Consider the following 17996-nt stretch of genomic DNA (forward strand, 5'->3'; position numbering starts at 1 on the left):
AGGCAGCGCGTCGTCACACGATGACGCGCTGCAGGCCCGGAACGCGCATGAGCGCAAGGCTCAGAAGTGTTGCCAGCCCGAAGCACAGGAGGGTCAGGAGCCCAACTCTCCAGATCTCATCGTTGCCGATGACGGGCGCGAGCAGCCAGAGGAAGAAGACGTGGCTGGCATAGACAGTCAGGCTAATCCGGCCAGCCCACGCGAGCCGATCCACAAACTGTGAACGCGGTATCTGGCGCACCCCGAGAAAACACGTCAGGCCGACCAGATAGGTGGCGATGGTGAAGTCGTGGCTGATGAAAACGGCCGCATTTGAAGCGCGGTAGATCATCCATTCCTCCAGGATGAGGCCAATGTAGGAGAGACAGATCGCCGGGGCCGCCCATCTGCCCAGCTTCCAGTTTCCGACCTTGGCGCAGAGGCCGAGGTAGACGAACAGCGGTGCTATGAACAGGCCCCCGCGTTGAGGATTGCCTGGCATGTGAAGCACATTGTGATAGCTGCTGAAAATCACGCCGATGGCTGCAAGGACGACGCATAGGGCGCCCGTGGTCCTGATGCCGATGAGGCTCGTCCCCGCCGATACCAGCACCAGCGCAAGTCCCAGTGCCGGCAGAAACCAGAGGTGGAAAGCGGTGCCTCCCGAGATCAGGTCGCGCGGGCCGAAAGACCATTGCTGGATCGGACAGATTTGCAGGAAGACGAAGTATGCGAACATCCAGAACAGGTAGATCGGCAGCAGGCGTTTCAGCGGCTTGACGACCACCGATAGATCGAGCCTCGCCAAGGGTTTCAGGAAATAGCCGCTGGTGATGAAGAAGAACGGCACCGAAACGCGACAGGCGATGGCGACGAGGGCTGCCCATGCGGGGTGAGGCGGATGCTGCGCCGGAGGCAGGCAATGCAGCAGAACGATAACGAACGAGAACACATAGCGCATCGCATCTATGGATGTGTTGCGGTCTGGCCTGGCGAGTAGGATTTCGTCGGCCATCGGCAAATCTCCTTGAGGATGGGCAGGTCGTCTTCGTTTGCGCGCCGCTCGAGTGCAAGCGTCATTGTCCGATTTTGGTGAACTCTCGATGTCCGGCTGACTGGTCTGCCCGCGAATTTGTGCCGAAAATGGGCAAAATCACGCTAGGTTCGCAGGCTGCTCCCGAGCGGAAAGGCGGTCGCAAACGTGACGGACGTGAAGCCGCTTGGGGCCAACCAACCCTTTGCCCTCCGTAGAAAACTGCCTATATCGCACGCATGTTGATCCGCACCGTCGTTCGCCTTTTCGAGACATGGCTCGATCCGTTCTATCGCAATGACGAACTGCGGCCGCCGCAGTCGCTTTACGCGTTCATCTGGTACTATGTCCGCCAGGCCAAAGGGCCGTTTCTGGCGATGGCGGTGCTCGGTGGTGCCGTGGCGATGCTCGAGGCGGCGCTGTTCTGGTTTGTCGGCCATCTCGTTGACATCCTCGACACGGTTCCCAAAGGCGATGGCTGGCACGGGCTTCTGTCCGGTCACGGGTGGTCGTTGCTGGGCATGGTTTTCGTCGTGCTCGTCGTGCGTTTCATCGTCGTCAGCCTTGGCGCACTGGTCGAGGAGCAGGTGGTCGTGCCGGGCTTTCTCAACCTGGTTCGCTGGCAGGCCTATGTGCATGTCGCCCGCCAATCGCTGAGCTTCTTCCAGAACGACTTTTCCGGGCGGATCGTCACCAAAGTCTGGTCTGCCGGCCAGTCGACCGGCGATCTCGTGGTGTCGTTGCTGCAGGTTGTGTGGTTCATCATCATCTATGCGGCGTCCACGGTCGCCCTTGTTGGCGGTCTGGACTGGAGGCTGGCGCTGATCGTTGCCGTCTGGATTGGGCTGTTCTGCCTGCTGGCACGCTTTTTCGTCCCGCGCATCCGCCGCCATGCCCGCGATGCCGCCGAGGCCTCGTCGATGCTCAACGGCCGCATGGTCGATGCCTACGCCAATATCCAGACACTCAAGCTCTTCGGCCGCGAGGATCGCAATGATCTCTATATCCGCGACGGCTTCGACCGCTTCCAGGCGGCGGTCATGCCTTTCACGCGGCTCTTGACCGGGGTGCGCTCGTCGCTCGCCTTGCTGTCGGGTGTGATGATCACCAGCATTGCCGCCTTTGCGATCCAGCTTTGGCTCTCCGGCGCAATCACGACGGGCGGGGTGGCCTTTACGCTCAGCATGGTGCTGCGCCTCAACATGTTGTTCGGCCGGATGATGACGCAGTTCAACTCGATCATGCGCAATCTGGGGACCATCCAGAACGCCGCGGAGATGATCTCTCAGCCGATCGGGCTGGTCGACCGGCCGGACGCCAAGGCGCTGGTGGTGTCGCGGCCGGAGATTCGCTTCGAGAAGGTCAGGTTTCATTATGGGCGTGGCAGCGGCGTAATCGACGATTTCTCGCTGGTCATCAAGCCCGGTGAAAAGGTCGGTATCGTCGGCCGCTCCGGTGCCGGCAAGACGACGCTGGTCAACCTGCTGCTGCGTTTTTACGATCTGGAAGCGGGCAGCATCCTGATCGACGGTCAGGATATTTCCCGCGTCACCCAGGAATCGCTGCGCGCGGCGATCGGCATGGTGACGCAGGATACGGCGCTGCTCAACCGCTCCATCCGCGACAACATCTTGTTTGGTCGGCCTGATGCGGGCGCCGACCTGCTGCTGCAGGCTACCAGCCGGGCCGAGGCCGACACGTTTATCGCCGATCTCGAGGACCAGAATGGCCGCAAAGGCTTCTCCGCCCATGTCGGTGAGCGTGGGGTCAAGCTGTCCGGCGGCCAGCGTCAGCGCATCTCCATTGCCAGGGTCATGCTCAAGGATGCGCCGATCCTGGTGCTCGACGAGGCGACCTCGGCATTGGATTCCGAAGTGGAGGCCGCGCTGCAATCCAACCTGCTGGCGATGATGGAGGGCAAGACGGTTCTGGCAATCGCCCATCGGCTGTCGACGATTGCAGCCCTCGACCGCCTCGTTGTCATCGAGAAGGGGCGGATCATCGAGGATGGCAGCCACGCGGAACTGCTGTCGCGCAACGGTCTCTATTCCGAGCTCTGGGCGAGGCAATCCGGAGGCTTCATTGCCGTCGATGCGGAATAGTCGGACTAACGGACGATGGTGAAGTCGGTGATGAGCCCGTAATGGTTCGACCCCATGGCATCCTCGATCCGACGCACGGATTTCAGCTGCAGCGGCGGCCTCGCAAATACGTGATCGATAGCGATGCCAAAGGCGCCGGTCTCGATCGGCCAGGTCGCGGGCTCCGGGAAAACGTGGGCCAGATTGCTGCGGCGGAGAAACGCCTGCATGTCGGGTTCGACCACGGCCGCATTGAAATCGCCGGCGAGCAGCAGCGGCTCCCGGACTGCGTTCAAGGCATCGGACAGGGCGGCCAGTTCGTCGGCATGGAAATCGTCGAAATAGGGTTTGCTCAGATGGGCGGAGGCGAAGGCGATCTTCTGGCCATCGATGTCGATGGTCGCCAGAATGAACCGGTTTCTCCACAGCCCGCTGAGGCTACCGATCGACTGCGAGAGGAACGGCCGCTTGGACATCAACAGGCTGTCGCAATTGTCCTCCATCACGCCGCATCCGATGCGGTAGGGATAGACGGCAGCCAGTCGCGTCATCTGCGACAGCATCGGCGGCGCCTCGAACATTTCCACGACATCGGCCTTGGAGTTGAGAACGAGATCGGCAATTTTTTCCGAATTAGCAAAGTTGTCGCCGTCGATGTTGAACGACAGCAGCCGGTAGGATGGCTGCGCGTCAGCAGGCGCTGGCGTTTCTGCGCGGGCCTGAAGCAGGACGATCGAATGGCCGGTGATGGCGATCGCCACGACCAGCATGGCGATGGCGTACCGGTGGCGCCGCACGGCAAGCGCCAGCAGCGCTCCGACAATGCAGGCGATGCCGATGTGGGTCTGCAGGCTCTCGAAGAAGGCGAGGATCCACAGGTGCGTGACATAACGGGCCGCCAGGATGCCGAGAATACAGGTGGTCACCACCGATATCACGCAGTAGATGGTATCTCTCATGACCCTGGGTAACCTCTGGATGCGCGCTTCTGCGGAGCGACTAGCACGGTGCCCCTGTTGTTGCAACGCAGCAAGTTTGCGATAGTTATTTTTGCAGTGCAACGCGAGGATTTGCTTTGCGAATTCGTCGGCAATTCATGCGGTTACCACAATAGCCCAAGCGTAGACGGTTTTGATCTGTCATGCGCCCATAAAACTGTAGTTTTGCCCGCGACATTGTGCCCACCTCCGCTGGCAAGACTGGACATGGCGTTCGATCAAGCTTAGAAACCGGCTGGGGGCGGAGAAAATCTATGGCAGAATTGTGGCCTGGGCGATTCGCCGGAGTTGAAGGATTGCCGCGGCACATCCGCGGTTCTGCGTGAAGAGGAGGGGCCGCGTGAGCGAGAACGACACGAAGAGCGAGACCTTGGGCGAGCCGACGCGGCGCGATTTTCTATATATAGCAGCCGGCATGGCCGGCGTGGTCGGTGCCGTTTCGGCCGTCTGGCCATTTATCGACCAGATGCGGCCGGATCAATCCACACTGGCGCTTGCTTCCGTCGAAATCGATGTTTCCAGCCTTGAGCCCGGCATGTCCTTGACAGTCAAATGGCGTGGCAAACCGGTCTTCATCCGCAACCGGACCGAAAAAGAAATCGCCGAGGCCAATTCCGCCCCGATCGGCGACCTCAAAGATCCCGTCGCGCGCAACGCCAACCTGCCTCCCGAAGAACAAGCAACCGATATCGCCCGCTCAGCCGGCAAGGGCAAGGAGAACTGGATCGTCATGATCGGCTCCTGCACCCATCTCGGCTGTGTGCCGCTCGGCACGTCGGGGGAATATGGCGGGTGGTTCTGTCCCTGCCATGGGTCGGTCTACGACACTGCCGGTCGTATCCGGAAGGGTCCCGCACCCATGAACCTCGCCATACCGACGTTTGCATTTACATCCGACAAAGTGATCAAGATCGGTTGAGGGGGATACTGAATCATGAGTGGTCAATCAACCTACGAGCCATCCACCGGACTTGAAAAGTGGATCGACTCGCGGCTTCCATTGCCGCGCCTGGTCTATGACAGCTTTGTCGCCTATCCGGTGCCGCGCAACCTGAACTATGCCTATACGTTCGGCGCAATGCTGGCAGTGATGCTGGTGTTGCAGATCCTGACGGGCGTGGTGCTGGCGATGCATTACGCCGCCGAGACGACCGTGGCGTTCAACTCCGTCGAAAAGATCATGCGCGACGTCAACCATGGCTGGCTGCTGCGCTACATGCATGCCAACGGTGCCTCGTTCTTCTTTGTCGCTGTCTACCTGCACATCGCTCGCGGGCTGTATTACGGTTCCTATAAGGCGCCGCGCGAGGTTCTGTGGATCCTCGGCGTCATCATCTACCTGCTGATGATGGCGGCCGGGTTCATGGGCTACGTGCTGCCCTGGGGGCAGATGTCGTTCTGGGGCGCGACCGTGATCACCGGCTTCTTCTCGGCGCTGCCTTACGTCGGCGAGTGGGTCCAGCAGTTCCTGCTCGGCGGCTTTGCCGTCGACAATCCGACGCTGAACCGCTTCTTCTCGCTGCACTACCTGCTGCCGTTCATGATCGCCGGCGTCGTCGTGCTGCACATCTGGGCGCTGCATGTTGCGGGCCAGACGAACCCGACCGGCGTCGAGATCAAGACCAAGACGGATACGGTGCGCTTCACGCCCTATGCGACGATGAAGGATGCGCTCGGCGTCTCCGTGTTCCTGCTGGTCTACGCCTATTTCGTTTTCTATCTGCCGAATTATCTCGGCCACGCCGACAACTACATTCCTGCCGATCCGCTGAAAACGCCAGCGCATATCGTGCCTGAATGGTATTTCCTGCCGTTCTACGCCATGCTGCGCTCGATTACCTTCAACATCGGGCCTATCGACTCGAAGCTGGCCGGCGTGCTCACCATGTTCGGCGCGATCCTGGTGCTGTTTTTCGTACCGTGGCTCGATACGTCGAAGGTTCGCTCGGCTGTCTACCGTCCCTGGTACAAGGTGTGCTTTTGGCTGTTCGTCGCCAACGCAATGTTTCTCGGTTGGCTCGGAGCTATGCCGGCGGAGGGGACCGGGCTTTTCGGCCTCTTGTTCCATGGCGACCTCAGGGGCAATTATGTCGCCTACTCGCAGTTCGGGACACTCTTCTACTACGGCTTCTTCCTGGTGATCATGCCGGTCCTCGGCCTGGTCGAGACACCGCGACGAATACCGAACTCGATCACCGAGGCGGTACTCGAGAAGCAGAACCGCAAGTCCGCTCCAGCGGTCGTGGTCGGGGCATGAGCGCGGCGATGGGGAAGACGATGATGAGCAAGTTTGCTGCCGGCTTTCTGACGCTGGCACTCCTCGCCGGCGCAGGCACGGCACTTCATGCCGAGGACACCAAGCCGCCCGCCGAGGCGACGCCGGTCTATCCGCTCAAGGAGCCGCGAGAGCAGAAGTGGACGTTCGCCGGACCCTTCGGCTACTATGACAAGACGCAGCTGCAGCGCGGGCTGAAGGTCTATGCTGAGGTCTGTTCCGCCTGTCATTCGATGAGCCTTGTGCCGTTCCGCATGCTCGGCGATCTCGGCTATTCGGAGGCGCAGGTAAAGACCTTCGCCGCCAACTACGAGACGCAGGACGGACCGAACGCGCAAGGTGAGATGTATACCCGGAAGGCTGTGCCATCCGATCATTTCCCGTCGCCTTTCCCCAACAAGGAAGCGGCTGAGGCTGCCAACCACGGTGCCGCACCGCCGGACTTCTCGCTGCTTGCCAAGGCGCGTGAAGTCGAGCGCGGCTTCCCGCGCTTCGTCTTCGATATTTTCACGCAATATCAGGAGAACGGGCCGGATTACATCTACTCGCTGCTGACAGGCTACGAGGAGCCTCCGGCCGGTTTCCAGGTGCCGCCGAACGGGCACTACAATCCGTACTTCCACGCGGCAGCTGTGCTGGCTATGCCGAAACCACTGTCGGATGGCCAGGTGACCTATGACGACGGATCGCCCCAGACCGTCGACCAGTACGCCCACGATGTCTCTTCCTTCCTGATGTGGGCCGCCGAGCCGCATCTGGAGGAGCGCAAGCACACCGGCTTCATGGTCATGGTGTTCCTGCTCATCTTCACCGTCCTGATCTACCTGGTAAAGCGGTCGGTCTACGCCAAGACCGAGCACTGAGCAGGACGGTAGGTTCAAGACGAGGCCGCTTCGGGCGGCCTCGTCATTGCTAGGTTCGAAGCTGTCTCTGCTTGCGCAATGACGATTACGCTTTCGGCTGGACATGGCTGGCTGCTCCACCCTATTGGTGGCTTTTTGCAACGAACAGCAGCAGGGCTCCTTCGCCAATGACGACCCGTGACAATGAACTCATCCGATCGATCCGTTCCATCCCGGATTATCCGAAGCCCGGCATCATGTTCCGTGACATCACCACGCTGCTCGGCAATCCCCGTGCTTTCCGGCGTGCCGTCGATGAACTCGTGCAGATCTGTGCCGGTATGAAGATCGACAAGGTCGCCGGCATGGAAGCGCGTGGCTTCATTCTCGGCGGCGCCGTGGCTCACCAGCTGTCTGCCGGGTTCATTCCCATCCGCAAGAAGGGCAAGCTGCCCCATGAAACGGTCAGCATCGCCTACAGCCTCGAATACGGCCTCGATGAAATGGAGATGCACCGCGATGCGGTCATGCCTGGCGAACAGTTGATCCTCATCGACGACCTTATCGCCACAGGCGGCACCGCTGTCGGGGCGACGCAGTTGCTCCGACAGATGGGCGCCGAGGTGGTGGCAGCCTGCTTCGTCATCGACCTGCCGGATCTCGGCGGTCGCCGCAAGCTCGAAGCGCTGGATGTGGCCGTGCACACGCTGGTGGAATTCTCGGGCCACTAGTCGGTTCCCGAGCCGTCGAGAGCCTCGTCACTCGAATTCGAGGACGCCACTTTCAAAACGGAGAACCGGGATGCCGTCCTGGTTCTCGCCTTCGCAGAGGATGGTGTTGATGATCCATCCCGGGCGCGAGGCTAGGCTGCGGCTCGACAACAGCGTCACCGAATAGCGCACCGTGTCGCCGGCAAAGATCGGTCGCAGCCATTGCAGGTTCTTGAAGCCGGGCGAGGGGCCGAGCTTCGGCGCCGTCAGGCCCTGGCTTTCGAGGCGGACGGTCTCTTCGGTCCAGAAGGCGACGAAGGTCTTCATCCAGGCCGAGCAGCTATGCCAGCCAGAGGCGCAGAGGCCGCCGAACAGCGATTGTTTCGCCGCTTCCGGATCGACGTGGAAAGGCTGCGGGTCAAAGCGCGTCGCATAGGCGACGATGCGATCCGCGTCGAAGGTGTAGGTGCCGATATCGACTTTATGGCCGATGGCATAGGTCTCCGCCATGGTCATGCCGGACCCCCCGCCGCAGTCTCAATGCGGAACATGATGGAGTTTTCCCCGAGGCTGACGATCTCGCCGCGCTGGTTCTCCACCTCGTGACGGAATTTGACGATACCGATCCCCGGGCGGGACCGCATGGGACGGGACTGGAGCACCGTGGAGCGGCCGGACAGCGTATCGCCGGCGAGGACCGGCTTGCGCCATTCCATGAGGTCGATGCCCGGCGAGCCTTCGGAGAGCGAACGGCACAGGAAGCTGTCGAACATCATCCGCATGAACATCGACGAGGTATGCCAGCCCGACGCTGCAAGGCCTCCGAGGATGCTGGCGCGGGCGGCTTCCTCATCAAGATGCATCGGCTGCGGATCGAATTCCTCAGCGAATGCGATGATTTCCGCCGACGTCACCGCCATCGGGCCGAGCGGAAAGCTGCGGCCGACGGTGAAATCTTCGAATGCAAGTCTCTCGTCACCCATCGCGGTCTCCTCCCGTTTCGCGCGATACGGCTTGCGCCGGATCAGGTGTTGAAGCGGAAGTGGATGACGTCGCCGTCCTGGACCACGTATTCCTTGCCTTCGTCGCGGCCCTTTCCAGCTTCCTTGGCGCCGACTTCACCCTTGAAGTTGATGTAGTCGTCGTAGCTGATGGTGAAGGCGCGGATGAAGCCGCGTTCGAAATCGGTGTGGATGACGCCGGCCGCTGCCGGTGCCTTCGTGCCACGCGCAATCGTCCAGGCGCGCGTTTCCTTGGGGCCGACAGTGAAGTAGGTGATAAGGTCGAGCAAGCTGTAGCCGGCGCGGATCAGGCGGTCGAGACCGGCTTCCTCTAGACCGAGGGCCTCCAGGAACTCCTTGGATTCCTCATCCGGCAGCTGCGCTACTTCGGATTCGATAGCAGCCGAGATGATGACGCATTGCGACCCTTGCGCCTTGGCCATTTCTTCCACGGCCTTGGTGTGAGCGTTGCCGCTGACCGCATCGCTTTCGGCGACGTTGCAGACGTAGAGTACCGGGTGCGACGTCAGCAGGTTCAGCCCCTTCAGGATCTCCAGCTCTTCGGCGTCGAGTTTCGGCAGCAGGGTGCGGACCGGCTTGCCTTCGTTGAGGAGCGCGAGCGACGCGTCCATCATCGGCAACAGCGTCATCGATTCCTTGTCGTTGCTCTTGGCGCGCTTGCGAGTCTGCTCGGTGCGGCGCTCCAGGCTCTCGAGATCGGCCAGCATCAGTTCCGTGTCAATTGTCTCGGCATCGCCGACCGGATTGATGCGGCCTTCGACGTGGGTGATGTCGTCGTCTTCGAAGCAGCGCAGCACGTGCACGACAGCATCGACTTCGCGGATATTGGCGAGAAACTTGTTGCCGAGGCCTTCGCCCTTGGAGGCTCCGCGTACGAGGCCTGCGATGTCGACGAAGGAAATGCGGGTCGGGATGATTTCCTTCGAGCCCGCAATGTCGGCCAGCTTCTGCATGCGCGGATCCGGCACGGCGACTTCGCCGGTGTTCGGTTCGATGGTGCAGAACGGATAGTTGGCCGCCTGAGCCTGCGCCGTCTTGGTCAGCGCATTGAAGAGTGTGGACTTACCGACATTCGGAAGGCCGACGATACCGCATTTGAAGCCCATGGCTGTGACACCTGATTTACTGGAAATGTTTGGCTGTGCGTATGAGATAAAGGAGCAGGGCGGTCAAGCCTTTCGGCACCTGCAGGGCCGTTGTCTTGAAGGTATGGCGGATTTGCCCTACAATCCAGGGCGAGGCGATGGGATTGAACGGCGGCGCGATAACGTCAAAAGGCCAGCCGATTCTATCGGGGGCGCTATGGTTTGCCCATCGGCCGCGCTGGTTATCGAGCAGGGGCCTCAGCTTGTAAGACACGCATGTTCGTTCTTGAACATTGTCCGCTTGAACACAGCCTGTCGCAGCGCAATATAAGGCCAAGTCGAGCCCAGCAGAGCTCCGGCGTCTTCAGGAGACGGATTTTCCATGAGTGCCAGCAGTACAAACCTCAAACCCAAGACCGTGACCAAGCCCAAGCTTGAGCAGCCCAAGATGTACAAGGTCATCCTGATCAACGACGATTTTACGCCGCGCGACTTCGTGATCATGGTGCTGAAGGCCGTGTTCCGCATGAGCGAGGAAACCGGAGCGAGGATGATGATGACAGCCCATCAACTGGGTTCCTGCGTCATCGTCGTATGCGCCAAGGACATTGCAGAGACCAAGGCCAAGGAAGCCACCGACTACGGCAAGGAAGCCGGCTTCCCGCTGATGTTCACCACCGAGCCGGAGGAATAGGCGGGGAGAGCATTATTGCCTGGGAGGCTATCCTCTTTTGACGTTCAATCGTTGCGGATCTGGAAGCCGGCCTTGTTCTGGGTGAAGCCGCAGCTTTCATAGAAGCGATGAATATGTTCGCGCTGCCGCCCTGTCAGCAGCATCACCTTGTAACAGCCGGCGGTAAAGGCGACATCGATGGCGTGCAGGATAACAGTGCGCCCATAACCTTTGCCGCGCTGCTCCTCCAGCGTCACGACATTTTCGATGAGAGCGTAAGGTCGAGTTTCACGGGTAAGGTTAGGGACGATCAGAAGCGTTGCGGTGGACACCGGTCGATGGTCGGCGGTCCCAAGAAAGACGCGGAGGCCCGGCTGCGCCAGCATTTCTGCGTAAGCTGTCTGCGTCGCATCCGCCGTCGGTTCGGGATCGGCGGGGTTTAGTTCCCGGTAGAGGGCGAGAAGCTGGTCAAGGTCCGAAGCTTCGGCCTGGCGTACGGCAAACCCTGCTTCCCCACTGCCGGTCATTGGTCGCCGTCCTTACCGCCAAACAACTTCTTCAGCATGTCCGCCATCGGGCCGGTCGTCGGCAGGGCCTTGGGCTGGTTGAAATTGCGTGCAGCGCGGATATGCGACTGGCCTGATGGCTTTCCCGATGCGGCCAGCTTCGGTGCCTTTTCTTCCGACGACTTGTCGCCGACAGCGAGTGCCAGCTTGTTCATCAGCTGCGAATCCTCGTTGCGCACCAGCATGTCGGCGTGATCGGCCAGCGTCTCCAGGAGCGGCTCGAGCCAGGTCTTGTCGGACTTGGCGAAGTCGCCGAGCACATAGCTCTGTACCAGGTCCTTGACGCCGGGATGGCCGATGCCGAGACGAAGGCGGCGATATTCTCGCCCGGCATGCGCGTCGATAGACTTGATGCCGTTGTGGCCGCCATGGCCGCCGCCCGTCTTCAGCCGTGCGCGGCCCGGAACGAGATCGAGTTCATCGTAGATGACGACGAGATCTGCGGGCTGCAGCTTGTAGAAGCGCATCGCCTCGGCGACGGACTCGCCCGACAGGTTCATGAACGTTTGCGGCTTGATCAGCAGCACCTTCTGGCCATCGAGTTCACCTTCGGCAATGACGGCCTTGAACTTCTTCGTCCAGGGCGAGAAGCTGTGGCGACGGTGGATGGCATCGACAGCCATGAAGCCGATGTTGTGGCGATTGGCTTTGTACTGGGGGCCGGGATTGCCGAGGCCGGCGATAAGAAGCATGGCTGTCGTCCTTTCGCAGATGACGGAGCCGTTCATCGACGCGAATGGGTCGTCAAGTCAAGACGGATTTTCTGACGGGTGAGTGGGCCAAGCGTTAGTTTTCGAGCGCCATGCCGTATTGCTGGAAGAGTTGCTTCTGCGTTCCGTCGGCGATCAGTGCGGTCAAGGCAACCTGCATCTTCTGGCGCAAATCCTCCGGAAAATCCTTGTGGCAGGCGATGCCAATCACCTGGCGCGATAAGAGGACGACGCGCTCCAGCGGCTTGCCCTCCTTGATCAGCTTGTCCATGTAAGGTTCTGACAGCGGCATCATGTCGATGCGGTCGTTCATCAGTTTTTTCAGCGTCGCCGACATGGTGGTGGCAACGTCGATCTTCGGGAAATCGAGATTGCGCAGCAGGGTCTCCGTATAGTCCTCGCGCCAGGTACCGACGGAAAACTGCCTTGCTTGCTCGAGGGTTGCAGCGTTTACCGCGGTGCCGGTATGCTTGACGAGAAAATTGCGGTCGATCAGCAGCGGCTCCACCCATTTGAACAGGGCGTCGCGCTCGGTTGTATGGGCAGTTGCAAATACGCAGTTCATCGGTGTGGTGCGGGCTTGTGAATAGGCGCGAGCCCAAGGGACGACATCGATGGTAAAGTCGTTCAATCCGCGCATCAGCAGCTTGATCTGGTCGACGGCAGCGCCCTTGATGTCGCTTCCTTCGCGGTAGCTGAAGGGCGGATATTCTTCTGTCACGAAGGATACGGTCTGCGCCTCGGCCGTGACGGTGAGATGGGAGGCGATCAGGAGAGGCAAAAGCATTTTGATCATGGGCTTCTCCCGCGCGAGGTTCAGGATGCGATGGCCATGCTGCCGCGACCGCCGGGCATGCGGCCCGCCAGCGTTTCCATCAGCGCATCCGGATGCTGTGGCCTGTGGAAGAGATAGCCCTGGCCATAGTCGATACCCATGGCGATCAGCGTCGCACACTCGTCTTCGGTCTCTATTCCTTCTGCGATCACCGTACAGTTCATCTTGTGCGACAGGGTCGTGATGCTTTCGACCAGCATCCGGCTTTTGCGACGGACGTCCGGAGACGCGTCGTTGATGGCCTTGGTGAACGACTGGTCGATCTTGATGATGTCGACTGGAAATCGATTGATGTAGCTCAGCGACGAATAGCCCGTCCCGAAATCGTCCAGTGCGATGCGACATCCGAAACTGCAGATCTCGTTGATGATGTTGCGGACCTCGGGATTGTCGTCCATCAGGACCGCCTCGGTGATCTCGATAACGATCCGCTGTGGCTTGATTTCGTGGCGCATCAGCAAACCGGCGATCAGGGCGGGCAGTGCCGGCTCGAACTGCAGTGGCGAGAAGTTGATCGCGAGATAGACATCCTGCATCCCGTCGAGCTTGGAAATGCGGGCGAGGTTGGCGATGGCTTTTTCCATGATCCGCGTTCCGATGCGGATGATGGATCCCGTTTCCTCGGCGATATCGATGATCGGCTTTGGCGGCAGGATGCCCTTCTGCGGATGATGCAGGCGCATGAGCGCCTCGAAGCCGGCGATCGCGCGATCCTCGATGTTGACGATCGGCTGCAGGTAAGCCTCGAACCAGTCTTCGGTCAGCCCAGTCTCGATGAAGGTTTCGACCTCGGCGCGGCCGCGTGCGTCGTCCAGCATGCTGTTGTCGAAGATCTGCGCGCCATTTTTGCCCTCGCGTTTCTTGGCATACATCGCCATGTCGGACTTCTGCAGCAATTCGGAGGCGTTGGCAGCGTGGCGCGGATAGATAGCGATACCGATGCTGGCGCTCAGGCGGGCGTCGCCGACGAACGGGGCTGCAAAGATCTCTGCGACGCTGGCTGCCATGGCGAGTGCCTTTTCTTCCGCGTCTTCGGACAAGATCAGAATTGCAAATTCGTCTCCGCCGAGGCGGGCTGCGATGTCACCCGGCGATAGGTGGGCCTGCAGGCGCGCGACAAGTTCGCACAGTGCTGCATCGCCGGCAGCGTGGCCGAGATTGTCGTTGATCCACTTGAAACGGTCAAGATCGATAAACAGGCAGGCGAGTTCCCGGTGACGCAGGTCTGCCTCGTTGATCTTGGCATCGAGCGCGGTCTCGAAACCCTGGCGGTTCAGGAGGCCGGTCAGGTGATCGGTGATCGCCTGGCGCAGATTGCGGTCTTCGGATTGCTTGAGTTCGGTGACATCCGTCATGACCGACAGCGACCGTCCGCCCTTGACGGCTGTCGATTCCAGGATGAGCAGGTCCATGATCCGGCCGTCGATACAGGGGAACTTGACCGTCACATCGATCTGCGGTGCGGCCCGGCCGTGTTGCTGCTTTCGCTGAATGTATTTCTCGCGGGACTGTTCCATCAGCAGGCTGGCGAAGGGGCGGCCGAGCACCTGCTCCCTTCGGTAGCCTGTCGCGGCCAGCCAGTAATCGCTGACGGCGGAAATGCAATCGTTCTCGTCGAGGGAGAACAGCATGGCGGGGGTGAGGTTGTAGGTATCGGTTGCGCCGCGATGGGCGAGCTTCAGCTCCGTCTCCTCGCGCTCCAGCTTGATCTGCATCTCGTTGAAGCTGCGCGCCAGCCGTCCCATTTCGTCGTTCGACTGCCAGTCGACGTGGTGGCGGGAGCCGAGCTGGCGTGTCGCCTCGATGGCATGGGCGAGCCGCATCAGCGGCTGGATGACGAATATCCGGTTGCCGATCAGGGCTGTTCCGAAAACGGTCAGTACGGCGAAGATGAAAATCGAGATGAAGACGATCTCTTCGTGCTTCAGGCCGTCGAAGATGCCGAGTTGCGGGTAGAGAACGGTGATGGTGCCGAGTGTCTTCTTGCCGTCCACCGTGTTGTAGGTGATGGCGCGGGAGATCGATTCCAGCTTGCCGTCGAAGGATTTGGGAATGGTCGACTGGGTGATGTCCAACTGGCCGGATGTATCGCGGACATTGACCTGAACCTGCTCGCCCTCGGAGACGGTGGTGGCGCTGACCTGGGTGATGGTATCCTCGTCCAGATCCCAGAGAGGCTTGGCAAGCGCCTGTGCATTGGCGGCCAGCAAGACCGTGATGTGATCGCGGATTTCCTTCTCGGCGCGTTCCGACGAGAGAAACAGGAACAGCACGAACAGCGGTGCGACGAAGACCAGAAGGGCGCCGCAGACGATCGCAAAAAACCTGTTTTCGACGGAATTGTTCATCGCGTCCGAATCTTCCCCTGGTTGAGGTGGCGCTCGAGCGATGTCGATCGGACGGCTGCAACTCTGTGGCGTAAAGTTTCACAGATTTGTTAAGGGTTGCTGAAACGGCGGGGTTAACGGTGTGGTACTGCGGTGCCCGAGGCCAATGGTCCCAACTTGGTTGCAGGCACGAAAAAACCCGCCGTCCGTTGAGGATGGCGGGTTCTGATCTCTTCGACGTTTTCGGAAAAGCTTACTCTTCCGAAGTGCCTTCTTCTTCTGTCGTTTCGTCTTCAACGACGTCGACTACCGGCGGAACGATCGTGGCAATCGTGAAGTCACGATCGGTGATCACAGGCTGTACATCCTTCGGCAGTGTAACGTCCGAAATGTGGATGCTGTCACCGATCTTCAGGCCGGTCAGGTCGACCGAGAAGGATTCCGGGATCTTGTCGGCAGGGCAGGTAACTTCAACGGCGTGGCGAACGATGTTGAGCACGCCGCCGACCTTGATGCCAGGGGCCTTGTCGTCGTTGAGGAAGTGAACCGGGATTTCAACGGTCACCTGGGTGTTGCCGGAGACGCGCAGAAAATCGACGTGCAGAACGAAGTCACGGACCGGGTCGAGCTGGTAGTCCTTCGGCAGGACGCGGTAGGACTTGCCGTCGACTTCGACCGTTACGATCGTTGTCAGGAAGCCACCGGCGTGAACGCGCTTGGTGACTTCATTAGTGTTCAAGGTGATGGAAACGGGAGCCTGCTTGTCGCCATAGATGACAGCAGGAATGAGACCTTTGCGGCGAAGTTCACGGGCGGACCCCTTACCGACCCGTTCGCGTGCGTCGGCCTTGAGCTGATAGCTTTGGTTGCTCATGGCAATTCCTTTCAAGATTACTGGAGAGTCTTGGCCTTTGCGGTGAACCGCGTGGCAAGACCGGAGGACGGCCGAAACCGGCCCCATCCGCATTGCCTCCAAGGGTGTCTGCGCGGACGCGTGGCGTATAGGGCAAAAGACTGTAAAACGCAAGACTACCGGCCGCATCGCGACGAAAGCGCGATATTGATGCCGAAAAGCGGTTTGGCCTCGTCTTCTGGAGGCGGGAATGTCAGGCTATTTGCGCCGGGTATTCTACGGAAAATCGGTTACGGTTTCTCCGAAATGCGAGACTTGGGCATTCACCGAAGTTCAGAACCGATCCGCGGCACACGGGATAATATCGGAGGCGGTTGGGGTTTCAGCGGATCGACGGTTGACAGGTTGTAGCGTCGTCTTTCACAGTCGCCCGGTGCAACGGCATAGGGAGAGTTGTTATGCGTTACCGGACCATCGCTGCTGCAATCGTTCTGACAACCGGTCTTTCGGGCGCATCCTACGGCGCCGAGGTGAACGAGCAGGGTGCCAAGGATCTGCGTAACTCGCTCAGCGCGTTCCTTCCCCACGATGTCGCCAGCACGTTCCTCTCCGTCAAGCCGGTAGGCAATCGTTACGAGGTTACCTACGACCTCACGAAGTTGCTCGACCGGTTTCCTTCCCCTGATTTCACGATTTCCGGCCTTAAGCCGCTCACGATGTTCGCGGCGCCTGCGGAGAAGGGCTTGTGGAACATCGATGGCGACAATTCCCTCGATATTTCCGCTCATTCCAAGCTGGGCGACGGGCCGGCGACCGATATCCAATATCAGATGGGGTCGATGGTCTATAGCGGGGTGTTCGATCCTGCGATCAGTTACATGCGCTCGCTGGATGCGACGGCGAGGGACTTCAGAATGTCCTCGATCTCAGGGGCTCAGAAGGTCGAGGCTGGCGCTGCCGGCATGACCTACAAGTTCTCGTCCATCGATACGGCAAGGCCGGGCACCGTCGATATGCTCGCCAGCGGCGCGATGCCCAGCTTTTACGAGAAGATCGCTGGCCAGGCCTCGGGCAATGCCGAGATCAAGGCGGACAATATGACATTCGACGCCAAGGCGACCGGCGTACCGATCAATGCATTGCGCGATCTCATCCGCTTTGTTTTCGAACACGCCGAAGCCAAGAAGCTGTCGAAGCGCGGTGGCGAAAAATTCCAGACGCTGGTGCGCAATGCGCTGCCGCTGTTCGGCTCGCTCGAGGAAACCGCCGTCGCCAGCAATCTCTCGGTACTGACCGATGTCGGGACGGCGTCGCTGGACAAGCTCACCTACTCCTTCAAGATGAACGGCCTGACCGAAGCGTCCAGCATCGGCTTCGGGCTGAGGGCGGAAAAGCTGAAGCTTGCTTCCGGCCTGGTGCCAGAGGGCTACGAGGCGCTGGTGCCCGACACGACCGTGGTGGAAGTCGGTATCCCCGACATGAACTTCGCGGCGGCTGCCGACATACTGCTGAACACCGATTTCTCGACGCCGGAGGGCCTGTCCACCGAAAGCGGCCGGAAGATCGGCAGTGCCATCTTTCCAAACGACAAGCTGACGATCGATTTCCCCGAGATCAGCGCGGTTTCCAGCGTTTATGATATCGCCGTCTCCGGCAAGGTTGTCTCCAATCTCCAGCAAACCAATCGCTACGCGTTGCAGATGAGCGTGCTTGCCCGCGACTACGACAAGACTATTGCCTTCGTCCAGAATGCCGCAAAGACCGACGCTGAGCTCAACCAGATTTCTTTCGGGATGATGATGGCGAAGGGGTTTGCCAAGACCGATCCGGACGGCCGGCAGCGTTGGGATGTCACGGTGACCGAGGATGGCGCCTTCACCGTCAATGGCCAGGTGATCACCCCGGCAAAATGACGACGGCTTTTGGCGGAGCTTGCCTGCAAGGTCCGATACCATCTGCCTGCTGCACTTAGGCATTGCGCTTGCCGGCGTTTCGCGCGAAGATTTC

17 protein-coding genes are annotated in these 17996 nt (G+C 60.1%); 7 read left to right on the top strand and 10 right to left on the bottom strand.

From position 1 onward, the window contains the following. Positions 1-13: 13 nt before the first annotated feature. Positions 14-994, bottom strand: coding sequence for an acyltransferase (locus tag J5278_RS07385; protein WP_209184332.1), 981 nt, complete (start codon positions 992-994; stop codon positions 14-16). Between the two features lie 257 nt (positions 995-1251). Between J5278_RS07385 and J5278_RS07390 the strand changes: the two genes are divergently transcribed. Next, positions 1252-3114, top strand: a complete 1863-nt coding sequence (locus J5278_RS07390; RefSeq protein ID WP_209184331.1) for an ABC transporter ATP-binding protein — start codon at positions 1252-1254, stop codon at positions 3112-3114. A 5-nt stretch (positions 3115-3119) separates the two neighbouring features. On the opposite strand, the gene J5278_RS07395 is transcribed toward J5278_RS07390, so the two are convergent. After that, complete coding sequence (locus tag J5278_RS07395) at positions 3120-4052, bottom strand: endonuclease/exonuclease/phosphatase family protein (protein WP_209184330.1); 933 nt, start codon at positions 4050-4052, stop codon at positions 3120-3122. Between the two features lie 379 nt (positions 4053-4431). Between J5278_RS07395 and petA the strand changes: the two genes are divergently transcribed. The 4 genes from petA to J5278_RS07415 all read left to right on the top strand — a co-directional run bounded on the left by petA (position 4432) and on the right by J5278_RS07415 (position 7939). Beyond that, positions 4432-5010 (top strand): ubiquinol-cytochrome c reductase iron-sulfur subunit, encoded by a 579-nt coding sequence (petA, locus tag J5278_RS07400; RefSeq protein ID WP_111222689.1) that lies wholly within the window; start codon positions 4432-4434, stop codon positions 5008-5010. 15 nt (positions 5011-5025) lie between these two features. Then, a complete protein-coding gene (locus J5278_RS07405; RefSeq protein WP_209184329.1) occupies positions 5026-6348 on the top strand; it encodes a cytochrome b N-terminal domain-containing protein in 1323 nt (440 codons plus the stop codon). A 23-nt stretch (positions 6349-6371) separates the two neighbouring features. Then, positions 6372-7229 carry a cytochrome c1 gene (locus J5278_RS07410; RefSeq protein WP_209184328.1) on the top strand — a complete coding sequence of 286 codons (858 nt, stop codon included), beginning with the start codon at positions 6372-6374 and terminating at the stop codon, positions 7227-7229. A gap of 167 nt (positions 7230-7396) precedes the next feature. Continuing rightward, entirely contained in the window at positions 7397-7939 is a 543-nt protein-coding gene (locus J5278_RS07415) for an adenine phosphoribosyltransferase (RefSeq protein ID WP_209184327.1), read from the top strand. Positions 7940-7966: 27 nt separating this feature from the next. On the opposite strand, the gene J5278_RS07420 is transcribed toward J5278_RS07415, so the two are convergent. Genes J5278_RS07420 through ychF form a run of 3 tightly spaced genes read right to left on the bottom strand, consistent with a single transcriptional unit; the run spans position 7967 to position 10046 of the window. Next, on the bottom strand, positions 7967-8434 hold the full coding sequence (locus J5278_RS07420; RefSeq protein WP_209184326.1) for a MaoC family dehydratase: 468 nt from the start codon (positions 8432-8434) through the stop codon (positions 7967-7969). Then, the gene (locus tag J5278_RS07425; RefSeq protein ID WP_209184325.1) at positions 8431-8901 is read right to left on the bottom strand and encodes a MaoC family dehydratase; all 471 of its coding nucleotides are present in this window, start codon (positions 8899-8901) and stop codon (positions 8431-8433) included. The genes J5278_RS07420 and J5278_RS07425 overlap by 4 nt, the downstream gene beginning before the upstream one ends. A gap of 41 nt (positions 8902-8942) precedes the next feature. Then, positions 8943-10046, bottom strand: coding sequence for a redox-regulated ATPase YchF (gene ychF, locus J5278_RS07430; protein WP_209184324.1), 1104 nt, complete (start codon positions 10044-10046; stop codon positions 8943-8945). Between the two features lie 361 nt (positions 10047-10407). Here ychF and clpS point away from each other — a divergent pair, with 361 nt between their 5' ends. After that, on the top strand, positions 10408-10719 hold the full coding sequence (clpS, locus tag J5278_RS07435) for an ATP-dependent Clp protease adapter ClpS (protein ID WP_142823340.1): 312 nt from the start codon (positions 10408-10410) through the stop codon (positions 10717-10719). A 44-nt stretch (positions 10720-10763) separates the two neighbouring features. Here the strand turns inward: clpS and J5278_RS07440 are convergent, their stop codons facing one another. From J5278_RS07440 to J5278_RS07460, 5 genes are all read right to left on the bottom strand, one after another. After that, a complete protein-coding gene (locus J5278_RS07440; protein WP_209184323.1) occupies positions 10764-11225 on the bottom strand; it encodes a GNAT family N-acetyltransferase in 462 nt (153 codons plus the stop codon). Continuing rightward, positions 11222-11956, bottom strand: a complete 735-nt coding sequence (gene pth / locus J5278_RS07445; RefSeq protein WP_209184322.1) for an aminoacyl-tRNA hydrolase — start codon at positions 11954-11956, stop codon at positions 11222-11224. Before pth ends, J5278_RS07440 begins: the two co-directional genes overlap by 4 nt. A gap of 94 nt (positions 11957-12050) precedes the next feature. Continuing rightward, a complete protein-coding gene (locus J5278_RS07450) occupies positions 12051-12767 on the bottom strand; it encodes a substrate-binding periplasmic protein (RefSeq protein WP_374108278.1) in 717 nt (238 codons plus the stop codon). 23 nt (positions 12768-12790) lie between these two features. Further along, entirely contained in the window at positions 12791-15157 is a 2367-nt protein-coding gene (locus tag J5278_RS07455; protein ID WP_209184320.1) for a bifunctional diguanylate cyclase/phosphodiesterase, read from the bottom strand. Between the two features lie 232 nt (positions 15158-15389). After that, complete coding sequence (locus tag J5278_RS07460; RefSeq protein ID WP_142823335.1) at positions 15390-16010, bottom strand: 50S ribosomal protein L25/general stress protein Ctc; 621 nt, start codon at positions 16008-16010, stop codon at positions 15390-15392. Between the two features lie 437 nt (positions 16011-16447). On the opposite strand from J5278_RS07460, the gene J5278_RS07465 reads away from it, so the two are divergent. After that, the gene (locus J5278_RS07465; RefSeq protein WP_209184319.1) at positions 16448-17902 is read left to right on the top strand and encodes a hypothetical protein; all 1455 of its coding nucleotides are present in this window, start codon (positions 16448-16450) and stop codon (positions 17900-17902) included. Positions 17903-17996: the final 94 nt, after the last annotated feature.

It is taken from the genome of Rhizobium sp. B21/90 (genome assembly GCF_019355815.1).
GTDB lineage: Bacteria > Pseudomonadota > Alphaproteobacteria > Rhizobiales > Rhizobiaceae > Rhizobium > Rhizobium rhododendri.

Excerpts from the sequence above, each read along its gene's own strand:
- J5278_RS07465 (WP_209184319.1), top strand. The coding sequence starts at position 16,448 with ATGCGTTACCGGACCATCGCTGCTGCAATCGTTCTGACAACCGGTCTT.
- J5278_RS07410 (WP_209184328.1), top strand. The coding sequence starts at position 6,372 with ATGAGCAAGTTTGCTGCCGGCTTTCTGACGCTGGCACTCCTCGCCGGC.
- J5278_RS07455 (WP_209184320.1), bottom strand. The coding sequence starts at position 15,157 with ATGAACAATTCCGTCGAAAACAGGTTTTTTGCGATCGTCTGCGGCGCC.
- J5278_RS07415 (WP_209184327.1), top strand. The coding sequence starts at position 7,397 with ATGACGACCCGTGACAATGAACTCATCCGATCGATCCGTTCCATCCCG.
- J5278_RS07460 (WP_142823335.1), bottom strand. The coding sequence starts at position 16,010 with ATGAGCAACCAAAGCTATCAGCTCAAGGCCGACGCACGCGAACGGGTC.
- J5278_RS07390 (WP_209184331.1), top strand. The coding sequence starts at position 1,252 with ATGTTGATCCGCACCGTCGTTCGCCTTTTCGAGACATGGCTCGATCCG.
- ychF (WP_209184324.1), bottom strand. The coding sequence starts at position 10,046 with ATGGGCTTCAAATGCGGTATCGTCGGCCTTCCGAATGTCGGTAAGTCC.
- clpS (WP_142823340.1), top strand. The coding sequence starts at position 10,408 with ATGAGTGCCAGCAGTACAAACCTCAAACCCAAGACCGTGACCAAGCCC.
- J5278_RS07420 (WP_209184326.1), bottom strand. The coding sequence starts at position 8,434 with ATGACCATGGCGGAGACCTATGCCATCGGCCATAAAGTCGATATCGGC.
- J5278_RS07440 (WP_209184323.1), bottom strand. The coding sequence starts at position 11,225 with ATGACCGGCAGTGGGGAAGCAGGGTTTGCCGTACGCCAGGCCGAAGCT.
- J5278_RS07385 (WP_209184332.1), bottom strand. The coding sequence starts at position 994 with ATGGCCGACGAAATCCTACTCGCCAGGCCAGACCGCAACACATCCATA.
- J5278_RS07405 (WP_209184329.1), top strand. The coding sequence starts at position 5,026 with ATGAGTGGTCAATCAACCTACGAGCCATCCACCGGACTTGAAAAGTGG.
- J5278_RS07425 (WP_209184325.1), bottom strand. The coding sequence starts at position 8,901 with ATGGGTGACGAGAGACTTGCATTCGAAGATTTCACCGTCGGCCGCAGC.
- pth (WP_209184322.1), bottom strand. The coding sequence starts at position 11,956 with ATGCTTCTTATCGCCGGCCTCGGCAATCCCGGCCCCCAGTACAAAGCC.
- J5278_RS07395 (WP_209184330.1), bottom strand. The coding sequence starts at position 4,052 with ATGAGAGATACCATCTACTGCGTGATATCGGTGGTGACCACCTGTATT.